The organism is Duganella dendranthematis, assembly GCF_012849375.1.
Taxonomy (GTDB): Bacteria; Pseudomonadota; Gammaproteobacteria; order Burkholderiales; family Burkholderiaceae_D; genus Rugamonas; species Rugamonas dendranthematis.
In genome coordinates, this window is record NZ_CP051684.1 from 5,733,747 (window position 1) to 5,760,548 (window position 26,802).

Below are 26,802 nucleotides of genomic sequence, written 5' to 3' on the forward strand. Positions count from 1 at the left end.
TTACGCTCCCACTGGCGCCGGCAGCAAGCCGACGCGGACTTCGGTACGTGCAGCGGCCCGTACCGGCTGCGCATTCCAGCCTTCGCGGCGGGTCTTGAACACGCTGACGGCGTTATTCAGATGCGCTGCTTGCTCTTGCAGCACTTCGACTTCGCCGGCCGCGTGCTCCACCAGTGCGGCGTTCTGCTGCGTCACCTGATCCATCTGCGAGATGGCGCGGTTGACTTCCTCGATGCCCACGCTCTGCTCATTGCTGGCCAGCGTGATCGCGCTCACCATGTCACTCACCTGCTTCACGCTATGCACGATATCGCGCATGGTGGTGCCGGCGTGTTCCACCAGCGCAGTGCCGGCGTGGATCTTGGCGACCGATTCATCGATCAGCGTTTTTACTTCGCGCGCTGCCGTGGAGCTGCGTTGCGCAAGATTGCGCACTTCGGTCGCCACCACCGCAAAGCCACGGCCCTGTTCACCGGCGCGTGCTGCTTCCACTGCCGCATTCAACGCCAGGATATTGGTCTGGAAGGCGATACCGTCGATCACGCTGATGATCTCTTCGATCTTGCGCGACGAAACATCGATGGCATTCATCGTCTGCACCACTTCGTCGACAATCTCGCCGCCCTTGCTGGCGATATCGGATGCGTTGTGCGCCAGGCTGTTGGCGTCGCGGGCGCTGTCGGCGTTTTGCTTGACGGTGGCGGTCAGTTCTTCCATCGCCGATGCAGTTTCCTCCAGCGAGCTGGCCTGGTCTTCCGTGCGCCCCGACAGGTGCTGGTTCTGCTCCGAGATCTGGTCGCTGATGCTGCTGACGGCGACAGCAGCTTCATGCACTTCGGTGACGGTGCTACGCAGGTTGCGGCTCATCTTCACCAGCACGGCCATGATGCTATCCTTATCCTGGCCGCGCAATGCTACTTCGTGATACAACTCGCCACGGTCCACCGCATTGGCCAGCGCTTTGACTTCCGCCGGTTCCGCGCCGAGCGTGCGCAGCAGGTACTGCGTCACGCGCCATGCAACCACCACGCCGATGGCGATGGCAATCGCCGCAGCCAACAGGGCCAGCGACTGGAAGTTGTGCGCGCCTTTACGCGCCAGTTCCGATTCCGCCTCGGTCAGCTTTTCTTCCTGGTCGATGAAGCCATTGATGCTGCCCAGCCAATCGGTGAAGGCCGGCTTGGCTTCATCCAGCATCATCTTGCGGGTGCTGTCGGTATCACCAGCGCGGCGGGCTTCCACAATTTTCTTGATCAGCGGCGTGGCGCGGGCTTCGCTCTGCTTGATCTTGTTCAACCAATCGCGTTCTTCCGGCGTGACTTTGGCTTTGGCGTCGCTGATCATCGCATCCAGCGGCTGCGCGGAGCGCTGATAATCGCCATCCAGTTTCTCGATCTGCGTGGTCACCGCAGCCAGCTCACCATCACTGACCAAGGCCACGTCGCGCAACGCAATCGCGCGATCGTGCACGCTGCCGCGCAAGTTGACGGCATGCCGCTGCTTAACGTTATTCACTTCGCTGATGTGTTGGAGGCTGTTGTCGATGGCATTGACCTTGATAACGCTCAGTATCGACAGCACTAGCATCATCGCCAGCACGATGCCGAAACCGATGCTCAGACGGGCGGCGACGCTGATTTCATTCTTATTCGTTTCCATTGCAGTTCCTTTAGATCGCACACGAGATATCCGCATCATATTTTGTTTCAGCAATTTCGTTAAATGGATTGATTAAATCCATTCAATAGTCATTGCCTATTAACAATATCCATGCGTCAACTTGGATGGAACTTTACTACTTGAAGATAGGGAAAACACCTCTCTAACGAGGTAGCGGCAGGTGTTAGAAACGCCAGCGCAGCGATACCGTAAAGCTGCGTTCGGTTTGCTGCGGAAGTTCAGCGAGCAGGCGCCGCGCTGACCGGTCGCTGCGGACCAGCAGCGCCTCGCTCATCAGGGACAGGCTGTCCGACAGCGGCCAATCGTAGGCCAGCGCCACCCCATAGCCGTTTTCGTCGTTGGGATCGGCGGGCAGGATGTCGTGCCCTCGCGTGCGGAAATGATCGTAGCGAATCGCCGCCGTGCCGCCGCCAAGCGGATGGCTGGCCAGTGCAAACCACGACTGGAAATCCAGCGCCACCGCGTTGGGGCCCATCAGCGTATCGCCGCGCATGGTCTGTATCGCCAGTTCCCACTGACCCTGCGGCCGCCACACGGCGCTGACATGGTCGAAGCGCGTGCGCCAGCTGTACTGCCCGTCCTTGACCGCCATCGGATCGGCCAGATTATCGTAATGCAGCGCGGCCAGCTCCAGTCGCGTGCCGACATTGAAATTGGCGCCGGCGTAGTAGCCGAGCCGTCCATCCACTTCGCGGAACGGATGGATGTCACGCCATTGCCGTGGGATCGCGCCGTCGCTCCGGTACACCGGCAAGTCGGGCAGCTTGACTGTATCGAAGCGGCCGGCGATGCGGTCGCTGATCGACCAGCCGCGCCATGCCAGCAACGTCCCGGTGGGATCATTGCCGTTGAAGACCGCCGCCACCACGCCCACGTCATACGGCGCATCGACATAGCGGCCCAGCCGTCGCGCACTCCACTCCACGCCGTTGGTGCGCAGCTCTTCGCCGATCCAGCTATTGATGGCGGAACTGGAGATGGTGTGTTTCGGCACCCAGCCGAGGCTGTCGTAGTCGATTTCCACGCTGGTCGGCGGGAAGAAGAAGCCGGCCTTGACGCGCGTCTTCCAGGCGCCGGCCGGCACCGGACTCCATGCCAGCCAAGCCTCGCGCACATCGACTATGCCGCGATGCTGCTGGTCGGCGCTCAGTTCCAGCGTGCCGCTGATGCTGTCGGTGATATCGGCATCGCCATGCAGCACGGCCTGGCCGATGCTCAAGCGCGGCGAGTTGGCGTCATAGCGCGTCTTGCCCATGCCGCTGTCCAGGAAGCTGCGGCTGGCGTCGGAATCGACGGCGCGCACATCGACCAGTCCACGCCATTCGGCCGCCTGCGCGCAGCCGGCGGCAAACACCAGCAAACCGAGGAAGGGACGCGACGTGGTTATCATGCCCGCATCATACACGGCTATAATCCCAGTCCTCAACATGACGAAGAAAGCTTCGGATGATTAATAGTTTGCGTATTGCCGGGCTGGCGTTGCTGGCCTGCGTGTCCGGTGCGGCCATGGCCGACGGTTTCGAGACCATCGAGGCGAAGCCGCTGCAGGAAGTGTGGATCAATGGTGGCTTTTACTCTTACCACTTCCAGCGCGATAAAGGCCTGAACGACAGCAATCCGGGCCTGGGCGGGGAATGGCGCTTTTCGACGGTGGCGTCGGTAACGGCGGGACGCTTCTATAACAGCGACCGCGCTTATTCCAACTACGCGGGCGTGTATTACCAGCCGTGGAAAATCGGCCCGGTGCGCATCGGCGCGGTGGTGGGCGGTTTTAGCGGCTACCCTAAAATGCGCGATGGCGGCTGGTTCCCCGCCGCCATCCCTACCCTCAGCTACGAATATGAACGCGTTGGCGTCAACGTCGCCATCGTGCCGTCGTACAAAGACCGTTTGTACGGCGCGCTGTCGATTCAGCTCAAGCTGAAGGCATTCTAAAGCGCGCCAGCACGTTGTAAGGACGTGCCTGGCCGATATGACTGTGCAGCAGGACGAACTCGCGCACGGTCCATTCCACCGGCGTTACGCCTTGCGGTGGAACCGTCACATCGTCATACAGCAGTGTGACGTGCGGCGTGTAGCTGGCTGGATTGCCGGGGATGCCCGCTTTGTGCAGCGCGCTGTTCAGGTTACGGTACAGCGCCGCCACACCGGTCACGCCATCGCCGCCAGTTAGCACGAACGGCCGGTTGCGGGCGCGATTGACGAAGGTCTGTGCGGTGTCGAAGCTGGCTACAAAGGGCGGCGTAGCGCCGGCCACCTGCGTTGCTGCTTGCGACGCGCGCGCGATCAGCGCATCCGGCATGCCGGCAAAATCGCCCAGATTACACAAAGTGCAGTGCAGTTTGGCGTCGGCAATCGGCCGGCCTTGCATGCCATGCTGCGCTTTCAGCGTCGCCGTTAGCGCGCCGATGTCGGCGATGGCCGGAGCATCCGGCGCGATGGCGAAGAAGATCCGGTCCGTCAGTTTTGGCGGCGGTTCAAAATCAAATAGCGATGCTTGTTGGCTCATATTTTCGGGCTCACTTCACCCGTTGTTTCTCAAGTTTGCGCGCCAGCGTGCGGCGGTGCATGCCGAGACGCCGCGCCGCTTCGGAGATATTGAAATCGGTCTCCGCGAGCACCGTATGAATATGTTCCCACTCCAAGGTCTTGACCGACGTGGTGCGAGAACTCAGTTCCAGGTCCGCCGCGCCGGCCACGTGCTCGAACGCGGCTTCGATATCGTCGGTGTTAGATGGTTTGGCCAGGTACTGGCAGGCCCCCAGCTTGATCGCCTCCACCGCTGTATTGATGCTGGCGAAGCCGGTCAGCACCACAATCAGCATCTCTTCGTCATGCTCGTGCAGCATCTGCACGCAGGCCAGGCCGGACGAATTGCCCTTCAATTTCAAGTCCACCACGGCGTAACCGGGCGAATGATCGACCAGCAGCGCGCTGGCGTCGTCCACGTTTTCCGCCAGCAGCACCTGATAGCCGCGCCGCTCGAAGGAACGCCCCAATGTACGGGCGAAGGCTGCATCATCTTCTACCAGCAGCAGTACTCGATCTTCTGCTCGATCTTCTGTCGTCATGTCGTTTGTTGTTCCGATTTGATTTCGATGGCCGACAGCGGCAGCGTCAAACGCACCATCGCCCCGCCCTGCTCGCGGTTGGTTGCGGTCACTTCGCCGCCCAGCGTGCGCGCCACATTCAGCACCAGGAACAGTCCCAGTCCGCCGCCGGGACGCCCCTTGCTGGAATTGTAAGGCTTGCCAAACTGCGCCAGTATAGACGGTGCAAAGCCGGGACCGTTATCGGTCACCAGCAGCACCAGCATGCCGCCTTCAATGCTGGCCTCCATGCGCAGCCACGCCGGCGAAGCTTCCAGCGCATTATCCAGCACATTGCAGATCATTTGCTTGAGGGTGGAATCGGACACCACCGGCAGATCGGTCGCGATGCGGTTTTCCAGTTCAAACGCCGCTACCGGGCGGCCGATGCGCCACTCGGCCACCACCTCGTCGAGGAAGGTGTTAAGCGTGGTGGCGGTCGAAGATTCGCCGCGCGCCTCGCCGGCCGACATCAAAATGCCGCTGACGATGGACTTGCAGCGCTTGAGCTGCGTTTGCATCTCGGCGATTTCTTCCAGCAGCACCGGGCTGCCCTTAAATTCTGGCATATGCTTCCAGTCGCCGAGGATCACCGCTAGCGTCGCCAGCGGCGTGCCCAGTTCGTGCGCTGCGCCGGACGCTAATAGCCCCATACGGACGATGTGCTCTTCTTCCGCCGCGCGCTGGCGCAGGTCGGACACCGCCGCCGCGCTGCTGCGCATATTCTGCATGATGCGGGTGATGAAGATGACCAGCAGCGCCGCGTCCAGGATAAAGCACAGCAGCATACCCTGTACATACAGGCTGAAAATGCCCAGCGCGTGATCCTGCGGCAGCGGCAGCGGTTCCGAAAACAGCGCCAGACCTGCGATGCAGGCGCCGGTGACGATCACCATGGTCCAGGTGGCCCATGTCTCCAGCAGCACCGCGCCGAGGATCACATGCAGCAGATAGAGGAACACAAAGGGATTGGTGGCGCCGCCGCTCAGATACAGCTGCGCAGTGAGGCTGGCCACGTCCACCGTCAACGCCAGCAGCAGCTCGCTGTTGGACACCACCTGGTTTTCCTGCCAGCGCAGGATGCTGGCGACGTTGAAGGCGATCAGGCAGGCCAGCACATTCAGCATGGCCGGCATCGGCAGCTGCACGCCCAGCAGAATTGAGGCGGTGGCAATGGTGGTGATCTGGCCGATCACGGCGATCCAGCGCAGCTGGATCAGCTGCTGCATGTTCTTGTGTCCGGCCGCGTGGGTGATCGTGCTGGCGGAGGCGTTGGCCGGCGCCAGCGGTTCTACGACAGGAAGACGGGGCCGCAGCCGTGCCGGGCCGCCGTCATAGGGATTGCTATTTTTGTTTGCGCGCATCTCGGATGATCCATACCGTCGCTCCAGCCACCATCAGGGCCAGTGCGTACCAGGTGATAGCATAAACCAAGTGGTTGTTGACGAAGGAAATAACTGTCAGTCCGCCGACCGGCTGCACGCTCGCCACCGGTCCCGCTGCCTTGGCCGACGCCGCATCGGCATCGACAAAGTACGGCGCCACCGCCGGCAGGCCACGCGCCTGGGCGATCGCCTGCACATCGCGCGTGTACCAGTAATTGCGCGCCGGTTCGTTCTGGCGCAAGCGCCCCGCCACTTCGGTCAGCCGCAGCAGACCGCTGACCGACACCGTCGGACCGGCCGCGCCACGGCATGCATCGGCCATTGCCGCCGGCGGCGCCGGTTGTGGCTTCCAGCCGCCGAGGCCTGCCGGGGTAAAGCCGCGATTGACCATCACGATGCCGCCGTCCGGCGTGCACAGTGGCGTCACCACCCAGTAGCCGATGCCGCGGTCCAGCGACGCCAGCACCTGAGTGGTCGAACCATCCAGCAGCACGCCGCGCAACTGCACGCGCCGATAGTCGTCGGCGTCCGCGTTCAGCTGCGGCCATTGCGCCATCGACGGCGCCGCAACCGGCGCCGCATGCACGCGCTGGTCGACGCGCTCGATCAGCGCCAGTTTCCATTGAAGTCTGAATACCTGCCACGTCCCCAAAGCAAAAAACCCTGCAAACATCACCCCGGCCGCGAGGACCAGGATGACGCGCAGGGTTCGGGAACGTTGGCGCTTGGAGGCGCCCGTCATCATTGCATGTCTTGCATGTTGTGAGCGTCGTTACCCATGGACGGCATCATGTTCAGGTTCATGTGGTACATGACCCAGATCGAGCCAGCCAGGACGATCACCAGCAACACCAGCGTGAACAGCGTGGCCAGCATCGACCAGCCGCCTTCGGCCTTGCCGTTCATGTGCAGGAAGTAGACCATGTGCACGATCACCTGCACTGCGGCGAAGCCGAGGATGACGATGGCGGTGGTGCTCGACTTGTCGAACGCCTTGGTCATCACCAGGTAGAACGGAATCGCGGTCAGGATCACGGACAGGATGAAACCGATCGCGTAGTCCTTCAGGCTGCCGTGGTGACCATCGCCTTCGTGGTCGTCGTGGCCGTGGCCGTGGTCATCATGCGCAGAGTGGTTGTGTGGTGCGCTCATGGCAGAACTCCCATCAGGTAGACAAAGGTAAAGACGCCGATCCAGATCACGTCCAGGAAGTGCCAGAACATCGACAGGCACATCAGGCGGCGGTTGTTTTCAGGGGTCAGGCCGTGCTTGCCCAGCTGGAAGCACAGCGTCACCAGCCAGACGGTACCGAAGGTCACGTGCAGACCGTGGGTGCCGACCAGCGCGAAGAACGAGCTCAGGAACGCGCTGCGTTGCGGACCCGCGCCTTCATGGATCAGGTGCACGAACTCGTCCAGTTCCAGGTACAGGAACGCCAGGCCGAAGGCGCCGGTGATCAGCAGCCAGACGATGGTGGCCTTCAGGTTTTTACGCTGCGAGGCGATCATCGCGAAGCCGTAGGTGATCGACGACAGCAGCAGGAAGCCGGTGTTGATCGCCACGGTCGGCAGGTCGAACAGTTCCGCGCCGCTTGGGCCGCCCGCATAGCTGCGGCCCAGGACTGCGTAAGCGGCGAACAGGCCGGCGAACAGCAGGCAGTCGCTCATCAGGTAAATCCAGAAGCCCAGCAGCGTGCTGTGCTCAGGATGATGGTCACGCACGTAGTAACGCGCGCTTGGATCGGCGCTCAGGGCGCCATTAGCGTTAATTTCAGACATGGCTTTCCAGCAAACGAGTATGCGCTTCTTCGGTACGATTCACTTCATCGGCGTTGATGTAGTAATCGCGCTTGTAGTTAAAGGTGTGAACGATGATCGCCACTAGCATCGCCGCGAACGACAGTGCAGCAGGCAACCACATCGACCAGACCATGGCGAAGCCGAAGGCGAAGGCCAGTGCCGAGATGATGAAGCCGGCGCCGGTGTTCTTCGGCATGTGGATGTCGACGAAACCTTTCAGCGGACGCTGATACTGGTTGGCTTTCATGTCGGCCCAGCTGTCGCTGTCATGCACCACTGGCGTGAAGGCGAAGTTGTAGTCTGGCGGTGGCGACGACGTGGCCCACTCCAGCGTACGGCCGCCCCATGGGTCGCCGGTGACGTCGCGCAGTTTCTTGCGGTTCAGGACGCTGACGCCGATCTGTACCAGGAAGGCGCCGATACCAGCAGCGATGATCAGCGCGCCGATGGCGGCCACGATGAAGTAGATCTGCAGCGAAGGATCATCGAAGTGGTTCATGCGGCGGGTAACGCCCATGAAGCCCATGATGTACAGCGGCGTGAAGGCCACCCAGAAACCGACCAGCCAGCACCAGAACGATACCTTGCCCCAGAACTCGTCCAGCGTGAAGCCGAAGGCTTTCGGGAACCAGTAGTTGATACCAGCGAACAGACCGAACACCACGCCACCGATAATCACGTTGTGGAAGTGGGCGATCAGGAACAGCGAGTTGTGCAGCACGAAGTCGGCTGGTGGCACTGCCAGCATCACGCCGGTCATACCGCCGATCACGAAGGTCAGCATGAAGCCCACGGTCCACATCATCGGCACGGTGAAGCGAATGCGGCCTTTGTACATGGTGAACAGCCAGTTGAAGATCTTGGCGCCGGTCGGGATCGAGATGATCATCGTGGTGATGCCGAAGAACGAGTTGACGCTGGCGCCGGAGCCCATGGTGAAGAAGTGGTGCAGCCATACCAGGTAAGACAGCACGGTAATCACGACGGTGGCGTACACCATCGAGGTGTAGCCGAACAGACGCTTGCCGGAGAAGGTCGAGACGATTTCCGAGAACACGCCGAACACTGGCAGCACCAGGATGTAGACCTCAGGGTGGCCCCAGATCCAGATCAGGTTGACGTACAGCATCGGGTTACCACCCAGTTCGGTGGTGAAGAAGTTGAAGCCGGCGATACGGTCCAGCGACAGCATGGCCAGGGTGATGGTCAGAATCGGGAAGGTCGCGACGATCAGTGCATTGGTGCACAGTGCGGTCCAGGTGAACACTGGCATTTTCATCATCGACATGCCAGGCGCGCGCATTTTGATGATGGTGGCCAGCAGGTTGACCCCGGATAGCGTAGTCCCGACCCCGGCCACCTGCAACGACCAGATATAGTAATCGACCCCGACGTCCGGCGATGCGGCGATGCCCGACAGCGGCGGGAAGGCCAGCCAGCCGGTTTTGCCGAATTCACCGATGAACAGCGACACCATGGTCAGCATGGCGCCGAAGGTGGTCATCCAGAACGAGAAGTTATTCAGGAACGGGAACGACACGTCGCGCGCGCCGATTTGCAGCGGCACCACGTAGTTCATCAGACCGGTAACCAGCGGCATGGCGACGAAGAAAATCATGATCGTGCCGTGGGCGGTAAACACCTGGTCGAAGTGGTGCGGCGGCAGGAAGCCCGGGTTATCCCCAAAGGCCATGGCCTGCTGTGCGCGCATCATCAGTGCATCGGCGAAGCCGCGCAGCAGCATGATGATACCCAGCACCATATACATGATGCCGATTTTTTTGTGGTCGATCGAGGTAACCCAGTTACGCCAGAACGGACCCCACAAACGGAAGTAGAACATGGCGGCGAGGAAGGCGATACCGCCCAACGCCACGCCGGCGAAGGTGCCGATCAGGATGGGCTCGTGGTATGGAATTGCTTCCAGTGACAGCCGCCCAAAGATCAGATTGGTCAGGTTGAGATCAGACATGGTCATTCTTTACGGGTAGGTTGAGCAGTTGCGGCGACGGTGGCAGGTTCACACACGTCTTTCGGCAGGTTTTTCATGACTGCCGCTGCCTTGATGCGCGTGGCATCCTGGTGCATCTGGGTATTGACGCAGACCGAGCCTTCGGCCACGCAACGGTTCAGGATCAGGTCATAAATGCCATTGTCCACGGTACCGAAATGCATGATCGGGTGCTTGATCGTCGGTTTTTCCAGCAGCAACGCTTCTGCACGGTTCAGCACAGTGGTGCTGGACTTGGTCTTGGCAACCCAGGCGTCGAAGTCGGCTTGCGACACGCCGTGGTACTTGAAGCGCATGTCCGAGAAACCGGCGCCGCTGTAGTTGGCCGAGAAACCGTCGTAGATGCCGACCTTGTTCATCACCGCATTCAGCTGCGTTTCCATGCCAGGCATGGTGTAGACCATACCAGCCAGTGCAGGAATGTAGAACGCGTTCATCACCGAGGTCGAGGTCATGTGGAAACGGACCGGTACGTCGATCGGCGTGACCAGCTCATTCACGGTCGCGATGCCCTGCTCCGGATAAATGAAGACCCATTTCCAGTCCATCGACACCACTTGCACTTCCAGCGGCTTGACGCCGGCGGCGATCGGACGGTTTTCGTCCAGGCGGCTCAGCGGACGATACGGATCGAGCAAGTGGGTGTAAATCCACGTGATCAGGCCCAGCACGATGATGATCAGCAGCGGCGCGCCCCAGATCAGCAGTTCGAGCTTGGTAGAGTGATCCCAGTCTGGTTTGTATTCGGCGGCAGTATTTGACTTCCTATAGCGCCAAGCGAACAGACAGATGAGAAACATGACAGGTACGATAATCAACAGCATCAGCAAGGTTGACACCACGACTAGGTGTGCTTGTTGCGCTGCGATATCCCCGGACGGATTCAGCACGACCGTATCGCAGCCAGCGAGCCACAATAACGGTGCGAGGAGCAATCCACGACGAACGATAGGAGGAATCATGCGGTAATTTAGATTACAGATTGTTGGGAACATGCTACTGTACTCACGACGGGTTGTTCTTGCAATTGGACACTTTGTCCTACGTGCTCGGACTCGCCGTGATAACAATTACTTAACACGAGACAAAGAGACTATGGCTAACACGACTTCTATTAGTGACGTCCAAGCTGACGTCCATCATCAAACAAGCCCTGGAGCACGTAGCATTAACGCCAGGGACGGACATATCTCTCCCGGGGAAATTGCGATCGGCGTGGTCATCGGGCGCGCATCCGAGTATTTCGACTTCTTCGTCTACGCCATCGCGTCAGCGCTGGTATTCCCGTCGGTATTCTTTCCATACGACAGCAGGCTTGACGGCACACTATACGCTTTTGCGATTTTTGCGCTTGCCTTTATTGCCCGTCCGATAGGAACTGTGGCTTTTATGGCAGTTCAACATCACTTCACGCGTGAAACCAAATTGACGCTGGCGTTGTTGATTATGGGGGTTTCCACGGCAGGTATCGCCTTCCTTCCGGACTATGCCAGTTTGGGGACCACCTCGATTGTCTTCCTGGCCATTTTGCGGATTGGACAAGGCATTGCGCAAGGCGGATCGTGGGATGGCCTGCCATCGCTGCTGGCGCTCAACGCGCCAGAAGAGAAGCGCGGCTGGTACGCCATGCTGGGTCAGCTGGGCGCGCCGATCGGCTTCGTCATTGCGGCCGGGCTGTTTGCCTACCTGATGACCAACCTCAGTTCGCTGGACTTCCTCGAATTCGGCTGGCGCTATCCGTTCTATGTGGCGTTTGCCATCAACGTGGTGGCGCTGTTTGCCCGCCTGCGCCTGGTGACCACGCATGAATACTCGCACCTGCTGGACGAGCACCAGCTCGATCCGGTGCCGGTCGGCGAGTTGCTCAATTCGCAATCGCGCAACGTGATCATCGGCGCCCTGGCAGCACTGGCCAGCTACGCGCTGTTCCACCTGGTAACGGTATTCCCGCTGTCGTGGATCACGCTGACGTCGCAGCGCTCGATTGCCGGCTTCCTGCACGTGCAGATGCTGGGCGTGGCGCTGATGGCGGTGGGTATCATCATCTCCGGCTTCATCGCCGACCGCGTCGGCCGCCGCCGCACGCTGGGCACGCTGGCGATCATGATCGGTATCTTCAGCCTGTTCGTGCCATTCCTGATCGGCAGCGGCGAAACCGGGCAGGACGCGTTTATCCTGATCGGCTTCTCCTTGCTGGGGCTGTCGTATGGCCAGGCAGCGGGTGCGGTAACGTCCAACTTCCCGCAGCGCTTCCGCTATACCGGCGCGGCACTGACCAGCGATGTGGCATGGCTGGTGGGCGCCGGCTTTGCGCCGCTGGTGGCGCTGGGACTGTCCTCGCACTTCGGACTGGCCTATGCGGGCGTGTACCTGTTCTCTGGCGCCGCCGCGTCACTGGCAGCGTTGAGCATCAACCGCGCATGGCATATTCGCGATAATTAACGCCGGACTTAACCCCGGACAAAAGGGTCTGACCCCACGGGGTCAGACCCTGACGCCTGCGGGTTGCGGGTTCCAATGGTACTGCTCATGTGGTGCTTGAACAACATTCCCAAAACCGCACATTTTCCGATGTGCGGTTGCATCATAAAACCCTAAAACTCCTCCCGATCATCCTCTTCGCAAAACCACGGCCCTGCTCATTGGACCGATGATTTCAAGGCAATCACCAGCATTGCCCAGCGCCGCGCCAAGCGCCGATCACGGGCGCGCGCCGATGTTGAACTTATTCCCTCCTCAGTTCTCAGCAAATTATTTAAGCGTTGCGCAAATGCCGCAAGGCGGCGGACCGCCTGTCATCGGGGCTGACTCGCAGCGCCATGTGTTTGGCTTCTCAAGCCAGTGCAAAGTCGCTAGTGACCGCGCGGTTTGGCTCTAAGATCGGCCCATTGCAGCTATGACATCTTTTTTAGAGCCCGCTATGACCTCCGCATTCCATGTGCACACGGCACTCTCCGGCAAGCGCGTACTGATCACCGGCAGCACCGGTTTCCTCGCCAAAGTGGTGCTGGAAAAGCTGATACGCAGCGTGCCCGACATCGGCCGCATCGTGCTGCTGATCCGCGGCGATGCCCGCGCGCGCTTCGAAAGCGAAATCGCCACATCGTCGATCTTCGACCGCCTGCGCGCCGAGCGGCCGGATTTCCTGGTGCAGTTCTTCGCCGATAAAATCGAATGCGTCAGCGGCGAGGTGACGGCGCCCTGCCTCGGCCTGCCGCTGAGCGCCTTCAACGCGCTGGCGCGCCGCATCGACCTGGTGATCAACGCCGCCGCCAGCGTCAACTTCCGCGAGGCGCTGGACGAAGCGCTGTCGATCAACGCCATCAGCGTGCAAAACATCACCGAACTGGCGCGCGCCGGCAACGCGCCGCTGATCCAGGTGTCGACCTGCTACGTCAACGGTTACCATCGCGGCCCCATGGCCGAGCAAATCGTCACGCCGGCGCGCGCCGCCATCCCGCGCCACGCGGACGGGCACTATGAGCTGGACGGCCTGCTACGCCATCTGCAACACCGCATCGCCCTGCTGCACGCCGATGTCACCGACGCCACCGAACTGGCGCGCCGCCTGACCGCGCTGGGCATCGCCGAAGCCAATTACCACGGCTGGAACGACACCTACACCTTCACCAAGTGGATCGGCGAACAACTGGCCATGGCCGCCATGCGTGGCCGCGCGCTGACCATCGTACGGCCGTCCATCATCGAAAGCACCTTGCAGGAGCCGGCGCCCGGCTGGATCGAAGGCGTCAAGGTGGCCGATGCCATCATCCTGGCCTACGCGCGCGGCAAGACCAACCTGTTCCCGGCGCAACCGGAGCAGGTGGTGGACATCATCCCGGCCGACCTGGTCGCCAACAGCATCATCCTGGCCGCCGCCGAAGCGCTGCAAGCGCCGCCGGCGCTGCGCATCTACCAGGCCTGCACCGGCGCCACTAACCCGGTTACGGTCGGCCGCGTAATCGAATTGATACAGGGCGAAGCGAAGCGCAACTGGCGCCAGTACGAGCGCCTGTTCCATCAACCGCCCAAGCATGAATTCCGCGTCGTCAGCCGCCCTGCCTTCCTGCTGATGCTGCGCGCAATGCGCATTGGCGCCGGCGCCTGGAGCGGCGTGCGCAAGCTGCTCGGCGCCAGCGAATCGCCAGCGCTGGAAGCACTGCGCACGACCCAGCTGCTGGCCCTGACCTTCTCGTTCTACACCGCGCCGCGCTATATCTTCCACAGTGACCGCCTGCAAGCGCTGGCGCAGCGTTTCAGCGCCGAAGACCAGGCCTGCTACAGCGTCGACACCCGCGCCATCGACTGGCAGGACTACTTGTGCCGCGTCCATATGGCGGGACTGAACCACTACGCGCTGCGGCCGCGCAACGACAAACCAACCGCGCCATCCGCCCTGACTCGCCGCGACTACGCGTGGCACCGCATGGACAGCGACAAGAACCTGATGGTCATCAACAGCATCCTGCTGTTCGACGGCCCTGTCGATATGGAACGGCTGACCGCGACCATCGCCTACCGTCTGACCAACTACCCGCGCTTCACACAAAAGGTCGTCGGCAAACGCTGGGTGGAGGACGAACAGTTCGACATCAATCATCACGTCGAACTGGAACGCATGGAACGCGACGTGCCGCGCGAGGAACTTCAAGCGCAGCTGACCCGCCTCGCCCACCTGCCGCTGGCGCCAGACCGCCCACGCTGGCACATGACAGTGCTGGACCGCGTCAATGGCGGCCATGCGATCGTGTTCCGCGTCCATCACTGCATCACCGACGGCCTGGGACTGGTGCATGTGCTGAACCACCTCACCGACGACAACGGCCTGCATGGCAAGACGCCATCGCCAGTCGGCCACCCGCATCGCGCCATCGCCCACAATCCAGTGTGTTCGGCGCTGGTGCGCGGCCTGTCATCGCTGAAGATCGCCGGCCACGTAGCGCGCCTGTCCATCCTGTGGCCGGACGCGCAGACCCAGTTCAAGACGCCGATGATCGGCGACAAGCAGCTGGTCTGGCTACCGCCGCTGGAGATGGAACGCGTGCGCGCCATGTCCAAGCGCATGGGCGTGACGCTTAACGACGTCTGGGTGGCCGCCGTCTCCGGCGCGCTGCGACAGTACCTCGGTGAACGCGGACAGCATCTGGATGGCCGCGCGCTGCGCGCCGCCGTCACCTTTAACCTGCGCGAAAAGGCCAACGCCTTCCAGCTCGGGAATGAATTCGGCCTCGTGGCCGTCGATCTGCCAACCGATGTTGAAGACCCGTGCGTGCGCCTGCGCCAGTCCAGCCACCGCATGACAGCCATCAAGCGCTCGCACCAGCCGCGTGCCACCATGGCCTTCCTGTCGTTGGCCGGTTGCCTGCCGACGGCCTTGCAGCATTTCGCTCTCAACCTGTTCACCTCCAAGGGTTCGGTGGTGCTGACCAATATCGAAGGGCCGGCCAGCCGCCGCTACCTGGCCGGATCGCGGCTGACGGACCTGATCTGCTGGGTGCCGCAGACCGGCAAGCTGGGCGTTGGGCTGGCTTTCATCTCCTACGCCGGCCAGATCCAGCTGGCGCTGTTCGTTGACACTGCGCTGGTGCCGGACCCGGAACGCCTGATGCAGCTGACCCAGGACGCTTTCCATGAGCTGGAGCTGGCCACACAGGGCGACGCCGCGCCGCAGCCGGCCGCCACGCCGGCGCCACCGGGAATGGTCATCACACCGTCATAATCGGCCGGTAAAGTCAGTTACCATTTTTATACTGGAGCTGACTGAATGAATACTGTCGTCCAACCTGCCCGCCCAAGCCCCGCGGACAGCAAGAACACTCCGCTGACCGCCGCCATCTTCGTCGTGCTGCTGCTTGCGGGGCTGATGTACAGCGCCTTCAGCCTGCGCGCCGATGTCACCGAGGCCGGCCCGGTCGCCACCAGCTGGCTGCCCTACATCCTGCTCGGCGTGGCGCTGGTGATCGCGCTGGGCTTCGAATTCGTCAACGGCTTCCACGACACCGCCAACGCCGTCGCCACCGTCATCTACACCAACTCCATGCCGGCCAATGCCGCCGTGGTGTGGTCCGGCTGCTTCAACTTCCTAGGCGTGCTGACGTCGAGCGGCGCAGTCGCTTTCGGCATCATCTCGCTGCTGCCGGTGGAACTGATCCTGCAGGTCGGCTCCAGTTCCGGCTTTGCGATGGTGTTCGCGCTGCTGATCGCCGCCATCATGTGGAACCTGGGCACGTGGGCGCTCGGCCTGCCGGCATCGTCGTCACACACCATGATCGGCTCGATTCTCGGCGTCGGTATCGCCAACGCCATGATGCATGGTCGCGACGGCACCAGCGGCGTCGACTGGGCGCAGGCGTCCAAGGTCGGCTACTCGCTGCTGCTGTCGCCACTGGTGGGCTTCGGCTGCGCCGCCATGTTGTTGCTGGTGCTGCGCGCCGTGATCAAACGCCGCGAGTTGTACGAAGCGCCAAAAGGCAGCACGCCGCCGCCTTGGTATATCCGTGGCCTGTTGATCCTCACCTGCACCGGCGTCTCCTTCGCGCACGGCTCCAACGACGGCCAGAAGGGCATGGGCCTGATCATGCTGATCCTGGTCGGTACGGTGCCGATGGCGTATGCGCTGAATCGCGCGCTGCCGGTGGATCAGGTGACGCAGTTCGTCGCGGTCAGCCAGGTCACGCAACAGTCGCTGCAAAAGTACATCGCGCCAGGCGCGCTGCCGGCCGCAGAACCGCGCGCCGCCTTGTCCACCTATATCCGCAGCAAGGAACTGACGCCAGCCGTAGTGCCGGCGCTGGCGGCGCTGACCGGCGAGATCGGCCAGGCCGTCAAGCAGCATGGCTCGCTGGCCAAGGTGCCGGCTGAAACCGTAGGCAACGTGCGTAACGATATGTACTTGGCCGCCGAAGCCATGCGCCTGCTCGACAAGCGCCACGCCGTGCCGTTCGACGCCGACACCACGGCCAACCTGAAAGCCTTCCGCAAGCAACTGGATGACGCCACCAAGTTCATTCCGCTGTGGGTCAAGGTGGCGGTGGCGATCGCGCTCGGTCTGGGCACCATGGTCGGCTGGAAGCGCATCGTGGTGACGGTGGGTGAAAAAATCGGCAAATCCCACCTGACCTATGCGCAAGGCGCGTCGGCGGAGCTGGTGGCCATGTTGACCATCGGCGCGGCCGATATCTACGGCCTGCCTGTATCCACGACCCACGTGCTGTCGTCCGGCGTGGCTGGCACCATGGCCGCCAACAAATCTGGCTTGCAGTGGTCGACGGTGCGTAATCTGGCACTGGCCTGGGTACTGACCTTGCCGGTGGCGATCCTATTGTCCGGCTCACTGTTCTGGCTCTTCTCTCACATCTTCTGAAATCAGGAATTAGCATGCAATTAAACGAACAGGATTTGCTGGACCGCGTCCAGCGCGAGCTGACCGACAGCTACGACGAAGAACTGGAGATGGAGCTGGAAGACCGCGAGATCGATCCGTTCACCAAGGAAGTGGTCGAACGTGAGCGCAGCGCCGAGGCCAAGGAAGAACGCCGCTTGTACTTCCGCGAGTTGTTCCGCCTTCAGGCGGAGCTGGTCAAGTTACAGGACTGGGTGGTCCACACCGGCCACAAGGTCGTGATCCTGTTTGAAGGCCGCGACGCCGCCGGCAAGGGTGGTGTCATCAAGCGCATCGTCCAGCGCCTGAATCCGCGCGTGTGCCGCGTGGCCGCGCTGCCGGCGCCAAACAACCGCGAACGCACGCAGTGGTACTTCCAGCGCTACGTGTCGCACCTGCCGGCCGCCGGCGAGATCGTGCTGTTCGACCGTAGCTGGTACAACCGCGCCGGGGTCGAACGCGTGATGGGCTTTTGCAGCGACGACCAGTACGAGGAATTCTTCCAGACCGTGCCGGAATTCGAGCGCATGCTGGCCCGCTCCGGCATTCAGCTGATTAAATACTGGTTCTCGATTTCGGACGAAGAGCAGAATGCCCGCTTCCTCGGCCGCATCCACGATCCGCTGAAACAGTGGAAGCTCAGCCCCATGGACCTGGAATCGCGCCGACGCTGGGAGGAATACACCAAGGCCAAGGAAGTGATGCTGGAACGGACCCACATACCGGAAGCGCCGTGGTGGGTGGTGCAAGGTGTCGACAAGAAGAAGGCGCGCCTGAACTGCATCCATCACCTGCTGGAGCAGATGCCGTATGAAGAAGTGGCGCATCCGGAGATCCACCTGCCGGAACGCGAATACCACGATGATTACGTGCGCCGGCCGGTGCCCGCCGAAATTATCGTGCCAGAAATATACTAAGCTGTTAAAGTTATCAGCTTTATATATTTCTGCGTGGGGGATGGATGTTCTGGTTGCGCCGCTTGCTGCTACTGCTGTTACTTCTCTCCCCCAACGCCCATGCCGACCAGCTACGCTTCGGTTTCGACTTCGAGAACGCCAGGGTCGTCAGCGCGGCGATCAGCACTGGCGATTTCAACCTCCCCGCCACGTACTGCACCAGTGCCGAAGCCAAGGCGCTGATCCGGAAGATGCGCTTGAACGATTGCGAGGCGCTGATCGGCCGCTACAAGAGCCTGCGCGACCGGCCGCAAATGGTGGATGCCGCCAAGCTGCTGTCGACCGAACTTTCCAGGCCGGGCTACGGCAAATACGCGCCACTGGCGGCCGAAGTCGCGCGCCAGCTTAGGGAATACGTGCCGGCCGACTTTCGCGCCCAGCTCAATGTGCACTTCATCTTCGGCAGCCTGTCCGATGGTTTTGCGTTCGGCGATACGCCGGACGATGTGTACGTCGACATGAAGGGCTTCAGCGCAGCCAATACGCAAGAGCTGGCGGAAACCGTGGCCCATGAACTGTTCCACGCGATACAGCATCACGTCATGCGCCGCGAGGTGCTGCCGGAGGCGGGGCGACAAAAAGCATCGCAGGGCCGCTCTGGCTGAATCAACTGCTGGAGCAACTGGTCAGCGAAGGCACGGCAGAACTGTTCACCCATCCAATCGCCGACCGCGCGCCGACGATTTATTCGGCTCCCAAGAAACTGGTCATCGAGCGCAACGCCAAACGCATCGGCGGCATCCTCACCACCTTTGAGTCGCTGGGCTGGCGCATGCTGGCGGCGCCGCCAGCCGACGAAGCGGCCTACGACCAGATCTACGGCATCATGTTCTACACCGACTTCGACGAAACCGCCTACGAACTTGGCTGGCTGATGGCGTCCACCATCATTCGCCAGGACGGCAAGTCTGCCATCTTTGAGCTGCTCAAGCAGCCGCCGAAACAGTTCCTGCTGCGCTACCAGGCCGTCGCGCAAAAGCAAGGCAAATTGCCGCTGTTCAGCCCGGACTTCGTCCAGCAGGTAGAGGTGCTGCCATGATGCCGGCCGTGCCATCCGTGTTCGGGCCGCACCGCCTGGTATCGCTGCTGCTGACGCCACGCGTCTACTTTGCCCATCCCGACCTGCTGAGCGACCGGCGCGGCATCCTGATTACGGCCGTGCTGTCCGGCTTTGCCGGCGCCATGGACCGCATCGACCAGAAGCTGGTGCGCGCCGATTTGAGCAACCAGGGTATGGGCGAAACCAATCACATGACCTCCTGGGTGCTGCAATCGTGGATGAATTACTGGATACTGGTGGTCGGCGCCGGCCTGATTGGCTCGGTGTTCATCTGGTACATTCGTGGCTGGTGGTATCGCAAACGGCTTGAGTGGTCGGGCGCCGGCGACGTAGCGCCGGACGACGCGCGCAGTGTCGCCGTGCTTCAGGATCTGGTGTACGTGCTGCCGACCATCCTGCTTGCGTTGATACAGACCGCCACCTACAGCAATTACGCAGCGGCGTGGGAAGCCAGTGACGTCACCGGTTCACTGGTGTTAATCTTCGTATTCTGGTCCTGCTGGACCAGCTATTGCGCTGCCACCACCGTATTCGCCGTGCAGAAATCGAAAGCGCGTTTCTGGTTCCTGATCTTGCCGGTGGCGTTTTATGTGGTGATACTGGGTGTGTTCACCATGCTGTTTTCGATGTTCCATCACTAGAAGGAGACGTCATGAGTCTGGGCACCGTTACCCCAATCTTTCGCTTTTTCGACGAAGCCAAAACGCGCGAGTTCTATGTCGGCTTCCTGGGCTTCAAGGTCGATTGGGAGCATCGCTTTGAAGACGGCCTGCCGCTATACATGCAGGTTTCCAAGGATGGCTGCGTGCTGCACCTGAGCGAACACTTTGGCGACTGCTCTCCCGGCGCCGCCGTCCGCATCGCTGCCAGCGATGTCGACGCCTATCAAGTTGAATTGATCGCCAAGCAGTACAAGAACGCCCGGCCGGGCGTGGAGGAAATGCCGTGGGGCGGTCGCGAGATGTCGATCAAAGACCCCTCCAGCAACCGTCTGACCTTCTTCAACCGCTCGCCGGAGATTTCGGCATGAAGGTGGTGCGCCAACTAATTCTGGTCGCCGCCGGCATGCTGTCCTGCCAAGCCTACGCCGCCACCGATTGCAAACCGCTGCCGCAAGCGCCGGCGACCATCGCATTGACGGCGCAGCATGGCGTCATCACCATGCGCTCCAGCGACAAATTCGTCGGCAACTCGGCTGCGCAGGAATTCAGCGCGCCGAATTTCGCATTCTCGGTTGTTGCTGTAGCGTCCTGCAGCGAGGGTCTGGAAATCAAGCTGCTGCAGAAGACTGGCGATTCGCAGCATCTGCTGCAATGGAACCAGCCGACCGTCGTCAACGGCAAAGCCGGCACCGACCATCACATCACCATCACCGCCAAACGCAGAGAGTAGGTTATGCTGGCGGCTTTCTACTCTCCCCAAGCATCATGGAACCACTCGACATCGTCGACACGCAGAACGACACCGCGCAGTCCAACAACCGCAAGCTGAATGCCACCGTCGCCATCACGGTCGCGCTGCTGGCCACCTTTATCGGCATCTGCAAGGTCAAGGACGACAACATCAACCAGAGCATGCAGCAGGCGCAGGCCAACCGCGTTGACCACTGGGCCTTCTACCAGGCCCGCAATGTGCGCGAGGAAGTCGCCAAGTCCACCGTGCTGCAATTGAAGCTGGCCGCCGCCGGCCGCCCCGCCGCCGAACAGCCGGCGTATCAGGAAGCCATCAAACAGTACGAAACGCTGGTGCAGGAACAGGCGCACAAAAAGGCCGAAGCCAAGGCAGACGCCGAAAACGATCAGAAAACCTACGACGCGGCCAACTTCAAGGACGACCAGTTCGACCTGTCGGACGCCCTGCTTGCCATCGCTATTTCGCTGTTCGCCATCACCGCGCTGACGCAGCTGTGGGCCCTGTACGCGGTGGCGCTGGTGCCGACTGCGCTCGGCGTTCTCATGGGACTGGCGGGCTTGCTCGGTTGGGCTATCCATCCCAACGCATTGGTCGCGCTGTTGTCCTAGCTATGACTTGACGCGGCTGTCGTAAGCTAAGACAGCCGGCGTCCGGACTTCAACAGTAGTCCCCTTGTTGTCTGAACTATGGATGGCAAAAGCCGCTCCCACGCGCTGCGCCCGTTCACGCATGCCCGCCATGCCCCAGTGTTTTTCCTTGGCGCGACTTTGCACTTCTGCCGGATCCAGCCCGCGGCCATTGTCGCTGACACGCACCACGTAGTGGTCAGCGTCATATTCAATGTCTAATTTGATCTCGCTGGCCTGCGCATGTTGGAACGCATTGCGCAGCGCTTCCTGGCCAATCTGCGTCAACTCTTCCTGCACCAGCGGCGCCAACGGGCGACGCATACCCTCGACATGAATCGCAAACGATACCCCTGCATGCATCAGCGCCAGCGATTCGCCCATGCCGCTCAGGCTTTCTTCGACATCGTTGCCGGTCCTGAGTTGATGCACCTGGTCCCGGCCTTCTACCAGCGTGCGGTCGGCGTCATCGAGAATGGCTTCAAGCTTGACGCGTTGCTCGCTCCCCTCCGGCATTTTCGTCAACACGGAAAACACGCGCAAGGTAAGTGCCTGTACGCCCTGCAGGAAGGTGTCGTGCAATGTGCGCGCGATGCGCTCGCGCTCCTCGGTCCGAACCTGCAACTGATGGGCGATCTTGCGCGTCGCTGCGCGCAGTCGTAGTTGATACACGCCAGTAGTGCGGCTAGCACGCACAACACCCGGAACCACCATGTTTGTATCACGGTCGGCGCCACTTCAATCTGCATGCTGGCGATGGCGTCACTGGCAATACCATCCTCGTTGACCGCGCGAACATTAAACGTGTACAGGCCGGGACCAACGTTGGTGTAGTAAGCCGAGCGGCGGGTACCGGCATCTTGCCAGCTCGAATCCACACCATCGAGCCGGTATTGAAAACGCATGCCCTCCGGCTTGCGCAAACCGGATGCCGTGTACTGAATGTTGAAGTTGCGGGAGTCTGGCGCCAGCGTGAGCAGGCGGCGTGCCCGGTAGCTGTCGCTGCCGACGTTCACCGTCAGCAGCTGTATCGCCGGCTTCACCGTATTCGGACGCAGCGTGGTCGTATCGAGCCGCACCAACCCGCCGGTGGCGCGGAACCACAGCAAGCCGTTGCCGAGGTCATGGACGGTCTGGCGCTTATTGTCGATTGCCGCGCGTCCCGGATAGCCTTCCAACACGTTGATGACTTCGTACACCAGCGGTGTTCCAGGTTGGCGTATGGATGCTTCCCAATCGTCGCGGCGAATATGCACCACGCCCTTGCTGCCGTTGAGCCAGCGGTCGCCGTCGGGCGTGGTGGCCATGCCGGTCACATTACGCAATGCATCCGAATTCCTGGGTTCGATGGCGACGAAGTTTTGCCCCTTTAACACTGCCAATCCGCGTTCACCCGCGATGATGAGCTGGGGACCGGGAAAAATACCGGATTCCACGCCGTTCATGCGGATATCATAATCGGTGAGCTTGTCGTTGTCATAGAAGCTGAGCTTGCCATCATTATGGCTCAGCCACATCTGTCCCCGGTCCCCGGGCGCCATCATGAAAATCCGTTTGGGCAGGTTGAACTGGGTGTATGGCACCCACCGGCCATCGAGCAATCCCATCAGCCCGGTCTTGACGGCGAACATCCACAGTACCTTGCCATCATCCAGCAGGCCCAGCACATCCAGGTCGGTCATTTGCTGTCCGGCCGGCGCAGGCAAGGCAATTTTGCTGACATGCCCGCGATAGATTCGTTCTATTTCCCGCTTGCCTGCCAACAGAATCGCGCCATCGCGATCATTGGTGACCACGCTGGCGGTACGGTGGGGGACGGGGACCGGCAAGCCATCCGCGCCGATTCGCCAGATCGCGCCGTTCGTCGTTTCCACCACCCACATGGTGCCTTCGGCATCGCTGGCCACGCTGTAGATCCCATTCGGCCCCGGTATGCGGGCTGGGATCAGCTTGTTTTCACGGAATCGGTCCAGGCCGGACTGGGTCGACACCCAGATGTTCCCTTCCCTGTCCTCCAATGCCACGTTGGTCGACAATGCGCTCAATTGCCAATGCTGGTCCAGTTTTTCCCTAGCTTGCAGCGACGGCACGATGGCCGCGCTGGGCAGATTGCCGGCGCCCGTGACGCGGCATATGCCATATGGACACTTGAGCGCCCACAGATTGCCATCGCGGTCGAATTGACCGCCCCAGCGCGACTCCGCCTGATTGGCGTCGGGCGCGCGCGGCAATTGCTGGCTCATGGGCGGTGCCGGAATTGGACGTACCGAGTCGAGACCACCTACCCATACCCGCCCATCCGGAGATTGGATCAAGCTGCCATGCAAGTCTTTGCCCGGAATCGGCAGAAGTTTACCGACGCTGCGATCGTACAAATACAGCGCATGATCATTGGATGCCCACACCCGCCCGTACTGGTCCACCAGCACGCTGAACGTGCGGCCATTCCACTCCGCGCCTTCGGACATGGCCTGCCACTTGCCATTCAGGTAACGATACAATCCCGTTCCACCGGCGGCCCATATCGCGCCCTCGTGGTCCATGCCCATGGAGGCGACATACTCTATATTGTGTTCGTCCGGCGCCAGCAGTTCAGTCACCGTGCCGTCAGGATGCAGCGATGACATCCCTCCCAGCCTGTAACTGATCAATAAATCGCCATTGCTGAGCGCGTGCAAGTTGTACACGCGGCTATGGGGCAGCGCCACCCGCTCGAAGCGCACGCCATCGAAGCGATAGAGTCCGTCGGTAGTCGCGAGCCACAGCCAGCCGTCGCGGGTCTGCGCCATGCCGTTGATGTCGGCGGGCACACCGTCCTTTTCACTCCAGGAGGTGTGGTTAAGATCTTCCAATCGGATCGACGGGTTCAGGGCGAACGCATGGTTGCACACCAGCGCAATGACTAAACCAGCCGCATTGAAATATCTGCGAAGCAACATAAGGTGGCAGCCCATCCGACATTGAAATGCGGCTGAGCTTACCTTGGACAGCTGTGTTGTACAAGAATTAGTATGCGGTCTGCGTGTACGGCCGCGCGCTGGCGGGTTGTCCCCATTCCTTGTTCGGCTGGTTCGACATGGTGAACACCAGCTCACCGCCAGCCGTAATCTGCTCATGGCGCAGGAAGGTTTGCGCCAGCGGCTTGCCGTTCAGCGTCACGCCGGCCACGTAGATATTCTCCTTGCTCAGGCCCGGTGCGCGGATGGTGAAGCGTTTGCCGTTCGGAAGATTCATCACCACCTTGTCAAGGAACGGCCGGCCGATCACATATTCGTTGCTGCCCGGCGCCACTGGGTAGAAGCCCAGCGCCGTGAAAGCCAGCCAGGCCGACATCTGCCCCAGATCGTCATTGCCCGACAAGCCGGCCGGTGTGGTGTTGTACTGCGAGGCCACCACCTGCGTCAAACGCTGCTGCGTCTTCCACGGCGCGCCGGCGTAGTTGTACAGGTAAGCCACATGGTGCGACGGCTCGTTGCCATGCGCGTAGTGGCCGATCAAGCCTGAGATGTCTTCCATGTGCGCGTAGACGTTGTCGTCCACCTTGGCGTCGAACACCATGTCGATCTTGTCCTGCAACGCCTTGTCGCCGCCCAGCATCTTGATCAGGCCCGCGTTATCGTGCGGCATATACCAGGAATACTGCCACGCGCTGCCCTCGGTGTAGTCGCTGCCGAAGTTGGACTGCACCGGATTGAATGGCTCGCGGAAGCTGCCGTCCGATTTGCGGGCGCGTAGGAAGCCGGTCTTCACGTCGAAGGAATTGCGGTAGTTCTGCGCGCGCTGATAATAGCGGGCGGCGATGTCCTTCTTGCCCATCTTCTCGGCCATGCGGGCGATGGTCCAGTCATCAAAGGCATATTCCACGGTCTTGGATGCCGCTTCCGGTTCCAGGTCAATCGGCACATAGCCCAGTTTCATATAGTGTTGCAGCCCGCCGTAAGGACCGTATTCGGCGCTGCTGGTCATGGCCTTCAGCGCTTCTTCGGCATCGAAGCCTTTCAGGCCTTTCATGTAGGCGTCGGCGATCACCGGCACTGCGTGGTAACCGATCATGCACCACGTCTCCAGCCCATGGAACTGCCACACCGGCAGAATGCCGTACGGGCTGGCTTTCTGCGACTCGATCAGCGAACGCACGAAGTCCACATTGCGCTGCTCCGGCTGGATCAGCGTCAGCAAGGGATGCAGCGCGCGATAGGTGTCCCACAGCGAGAACGTCGAGTGATAGCGGAAGCCTTTGGCCTGATGCACCTCGTTGTCCGGGCCGCGATAATGGCCGTCACGGTCCATGTATAGGCTAGGCGCCAGCATGCTGTGATACAGGGCCGTGTACACCATCTTGCGCATCTCCGGCTCGGCCTCAATGGCGACGGCGCCCAGCGCCTCGTTCCACGCGGCCGATGCCTTGACGCGTTCCGCATCGAAGTCCCAGCCCGGCATCTCGGCCAGATTGGCGATCGCGCCCTCCTCGCTGACGCCGGATATCGCCACCTTTACTTCCAGCTGGCCGTCTGCCGGCACGCCGAAGTCCAGCGCGCCGACCAGCGCCTTGCCCTCTACTACCGCCTTGTCGCCCGGACCGCTGCCCGGGCCAGCGAAGCCTCGGTATTCCACATCGCGCTCCATATTGCGCAGGGAGCGCGACGACAGCGGATGCGAGAACTGGATGGCGAAATACAGCTGCCGGCCGGCCGCCCAGCCGCGCGTTTCGCGCATTCCGGTGATCAGCGTGTTGTCACGCACGCGCAGTCGCGACCACAGGTTCTTGGCGGCATAATCATAGATGCTGGTGCGCAGATCCAGCATCACCTTGGCCTCGGCGCCCTTGGCGTAGCGGTAGCGATGCAGGCCGACGCGGTCGCTGGCGGTCAGCTCCACGTCCACTTCGTTATCGGACAGGCGCACCGCGTAATAACCGGGCGACGCGTGTTCTTCCTTGTGGCTGAAGCGAGAGCGGTAGCCGCTGAACGGCCGCTCGGGATAACCCGGCTCCCATTTGGTCTCGCCGCTGTACGGCATCAGCAGCACGTCGCCCAGGTCGGAGTGGCCGCTGCCGGAAAAATGCGTGTGCGAGAAACCGAGGATGCTGTCGTCGTCATAGCGGTAGCCGGACGCCCACGGGTAACTCTGGCGGAACGGCCGCACCTGTGTGTCGGGACTCAGCTGCACCATGCCGAAAGGCCGCGTGGCGCCTGGGAAGGTATGGCCATCGCCGCCGGTGCCAATGAACACATCGACCGCCGCTGCGGGCATGGTCTGGGCGAAGGAAACCGCAGGAATGGCCAGGGCCAGCGCCACTGCGCCGGCCGGAAAGAGGGATTTAATCACGTTCATTCAGCATCCGCTATCAAGACGATCCGACTTTATAGCGCCTGCTCCGGCCCCGGTCAATCGATAGAACG

The 26,802-nt window shown here is 61.3% G+C and carries 24 protein-coding genes; 11 read left to right on the plus strand and 13 right to left on the minus strand.

Features of this window, described 5'->3' with window-relative positions; genetic code table 11:
* Together HH213_RS26245 and HH213_RS26250 are read right to left on the minus strand one after the other, a co-directional pair.
* Window positions 1–1,659: a methyl-accepting chemotaxis protein gene (locus HH213_RS26245; RefSeq protein ID WP_169114222.1), complete on the minus strand. Its 1,659-nt coding sequence runs from the start codon at window positions 1,657–1,659 to the stop codon at window positions 1–3.
* Window positions 1,660–1,843: 184 nt separating this feature from the next.
* Complete coding sequence (locus tag HH213_RS26250; protein WP_169114223.1) at window positions 1,844–3,070, minus strand: hypothetical protein; 1,227 nt, start codon at window positions 3,068–3,070, stop codon at window positions 1,844–1,846.
* Between the two features lie 56 nt (window positions 3,071–3,126).
* Here HH213_RS26250 and HH213_RS26255 point away from each other — a divergent pair, with 56 nt between their 5' ends.
* The gene (locus HH213_RS26255; protein WP_169114224.1) at window positions 3,127–3,615 is read left to right on the plus strand and encodes a hypothetical protein; all 489 of its coding nucleotides are present in this window, start codon (window positions 3,127–3,129) and stop codon (window positions 3,613–3,615) included.
* Here HH213_RS26255 and HH213_RS26260 read toward each other — a convergent pair.
* From HH213_RS26260 to cyoA, 8 genes are read right to left on the minus strand one after another with little or no spacing between them, the layout of a single operon-like run.
* Window positions 3,596–4,189 (minus strand): 2'-5' RNA ligase family protein, encoded by a 594-nt coding sequence (locus tag HH213_RS26260; RefSeq protein WP_169114225.1) that lies wholly within the window; start codon window positions 4,187–4,189, stop codon window positions 3,596–3,598. The two genes, HH213_RS26255 and HH213_RS26260, sit on opposite strands and share 20 nt — an antisense overlap.
* 10 nt (window positions 4,190–4,199) lie before the next feature.
* A complete protein-coding gene (locus HH213_RS26265) occupies window positions 4,200–4,751 on the minus strand; it encodes a response regulator transcription factor (protein WP_110847983.1) in 552 nt (183 codons plus the stop codon).
* Window positions 4,748–6,133: an ATP-binding protein gene (locus HH213_RS26270; RefSeq protein WP_110847984.1), complete on the minus strand. Its 1,386-nt coding sequence runs from the start codon at window positions 6,131–6,133 to the stop codon at window positions 4,748–4,750. The genes HH213_RS26265 and HH213_RS26270 overlap by 4 nt, the downstream gene beginning before the upstream one ends.
* Window positions 6,114–6,899, minus strand: a complete 786-nt coding sequence (locus HH213_RS26275) for an SURF1 family protein (protein WP_169114226.1) — start codon at window positions 6,897–6,899, stop codon at window positions 6,114–6,116. The genes HH213_RS26270 and HH213_RS26275 overlap by 20 nt, the downstream gene beginning before the upstream one ends.
* Entirely contained in the window at window positions 6,896–7,306 is a 411-nt protein-coding gene (cyoD, locus tag HH213_RS26280) for a cytochrome o ubiquinol oxidase subunit IV (RefSeq protein ID WP_110847986.1), read from the minus strand. The genes HH213_RS26275 and cyoD overlap by 4 nt, the downstream gene beginning before the upstream one ends.
* Window positions 7,303–7,932, minus strand: a complete 630-nt coding sequence (gene cyoC, locus HH213_RS26285) for a cytochrome o ubiquinol oxidase subunit III (protein WP_110847987.1) — start codon at window positions 7,930–7,932, stop codon at window positions 7,303–7,305. The genes cyoD and cyoC overlap by 4 nt, the downstream gene beginning before the upstream one ends.
* Window positions 7,925–9,931 carry a cytochrome o ubiquinol oxidase subunit I gene (gene cyoB / locus HH213_RS26290; protein ID WP_371875685.1) on the minus strand — a complete coding sequence of 669 codons (2,007 nt, stop codon included), beginning with the start codon at window positions 9,929–9,931 and terminating at the stop codon, window positions 7,925–7,927. The genes cyoC and cyoB overlap by 8 nt, the downstream gene beginning before the upstream one ends.
* Window positions 9,928–10,926 (minus strand): ubiquinol oxidase subunit II, encoded by a 999-nt coding sequence (gene cyoA, locus HH213_RS26295; RefSeq protein ID WP_110847988.1) that lies wholly within the window; start codon window positions 10,924–10,926, stop codon window positions 9,928–9,930. The genes cyoB and cyoA overlap by 4 nt, the downstream gene beginning before the upstream one ends.
* Window positions 10,927–11,059: 133 nt before the next feature.
* On the opposite strand from cyoA, the gene HH213_RS26300 reads away from it, so the two are divergent.
* The 10 genes from HH213_RS26300 (at window position 11,060) to HH213_RS26345 (ending at window position 21,382) form a co-directional block, all read left to right on the plus strand.
* The gene (locus tag HH213_RS26300) at window positions 11,060–12,406 is read left to right on the plus strand and encodes an MFS transporter (protein WP_169114227.1); all 1,347 of its coding nucleotides are present in this window, start codon (window positions 11,060–11,062) and stop codon (window positions 12,404–12,406) included.
* 478 nt (window positions 12,407–12,884) lie between these two features.
* The gene (locus tag HH213_RS26305; RefSeq protein WP_169114228.1) at window positions 12,885–15,683 is read left to right on the plus strand and encodes an SDR family oxidoreductase; all 2,799 of its coding nucleotides are present in this window, start codon (window positions 12,885–12,887) and stop codon (window positions 15,681–15,683) included.
* A gap of 45 nt (window positions 15,684–15,728) precedes the next feature.
* Window positions 15,729–17,327: an inorganic phosphate transporter gene (locus HH213_RS26310; RefSeq protein WP_169114229.1), complete on the plus strand. Its 1,599-nt coding sequence runs from the start codon at window positions 15,729–15,731 to the stop codon at window positions 17,325–17,327.
* 14 nt (window positions 17,328–17,341) lie between these two features.
* Window positions 17,342–18,262, plus strand: a complete 921-nt coding sequence (ppk2, locus tag HH213_RS26315; protein WP_110847992.1) for a polyphosphate kinase 2 — start codon at window positions 17,342–17,344, stop codon at window positions 18,260–18,262.
* A 44-nt stretch (window positions 18,263–18,306) separates the two neighbouring features.
* On the plus strand, window positions 18,307–18,906 hold the full coding sequence (locus HH213_RS30475) for a DUF5700 domain-containing putative Zn-dependent protease (protein ID WP_169114230.1): 600 nt from the start codon (window positions 18,307–18,309) through the stop codon (window positions 18,904–18,906).
* Window positions 18,907–18,962: 56 nt separating this feature from the next.
* Complete coding sequence (locus HH213_RS30480) at window positions 18,963–19,340, plus strand: DUF5700 domain-containing putative Zn-dependent protease (RefSeq protein WP_255458419.1); 378 nt, start codon at window positions 18,963–18,965, stop codon at window positions 19,338–19,340.
* Window positions 19,337–20,002, plus strand: coding sequence for a hypothetical protein (locus HH213_RS26330; RefSeq protein WP_169114232.1), 666 nt, complete (start codon window positions 19,337–19,339; stop codon window positions 20,000–20,002). Before HH213_RS30480 ends, HH213_RS26330 begins: the two co-directional genes overlap by 4 nt.
* 11 nt (window positions 20,003–20,013) lie before the next feature.
* Window positions 20,014–20,391: a glyoxalase superfamily protein gene (locus HH213_RS26335; RefSeq protein WP_169114233.1), complete on the plus strand. Its 378-nt coding sequence runs from the start codon at window positions 20,014–20,016 to the stop codon at window positions 20,389–20,391.
* Entirely contained in the window at window positions 20,388–20,753 is a 366-nt protein-coding gene (locus HH213_RS26340) for a hypothetical protein (RefSeq protein ID WP_169114234.1), read from the plus strand. The genes HH213_RS26335 and HH213_RS26340 overlap by 4 nt, the downstream gene beginning before the upstream one ends.
* A gap of 35 nt (window positions 20,754–20,788) precedes the next feature.
* The gene (locus HH213_RS26345) at window positions 20,789–21,382 is read left to right on the plus strand and encodes a DUF4337 domain-containing protein (protein ID WP_169114235.1); all 594 of its coding nucleotides are present in this window, start codon (window positions 20,789–20,791) and stop codon (window positions 21,380–21,382) included.
* On the opposite strand, the gene HH213_RS26350 is transcribed toward HH213_RS26345, so the two are convergent.
* The 3 genes from HH213_RS26350 to HH213_RS26360 all read right to left on the minus strand — a co-directional run bounded on the left by HH213_RS26350 (window position 21,383) and on the right by HH213_RS26360 (window position 26,734).
* On the minus strand, window positions 21,383–22,024 hold the full coding sequence (locus HH213_RS26350) for a sensor histidine kinase (RefSeq protein ID WP_229263171.1): 642 nt from the start codon (window positions 22,022–22,024) through the stop codon (window positions 21,383–21,385).
* On the minus strand, window positions 21,922–24,339 hold the full coding sequence (locus tag HH213_RS26355; RefSeq protein ID WP_169114237.1) for a triple tyrosine motif-containing protein: 2,418 nt from the start codon (window positions 24,337–24,339) through the stop codon (window positions 21,922–21,924). Before HH213_RS26355 ends, HH213_RS26350 begins: the two co-directional genes overlap by 103 nt.
* Window positions 24,340–24,406: 67 nt before the next feature.
* On the minus strand, window positions 24,407–26,734 hold the full coding sequence (locus HH213_RS26360; protein WP_169114238.1) for a GH92 family glycosyl hydrolase: 2,328 nt from the start codon (window positions 26,732–26,734) through the stop codon (window positions 24,407–24,409).
* Window positions 26,735–26,802 lie beyond the last annotated feature (68 nt).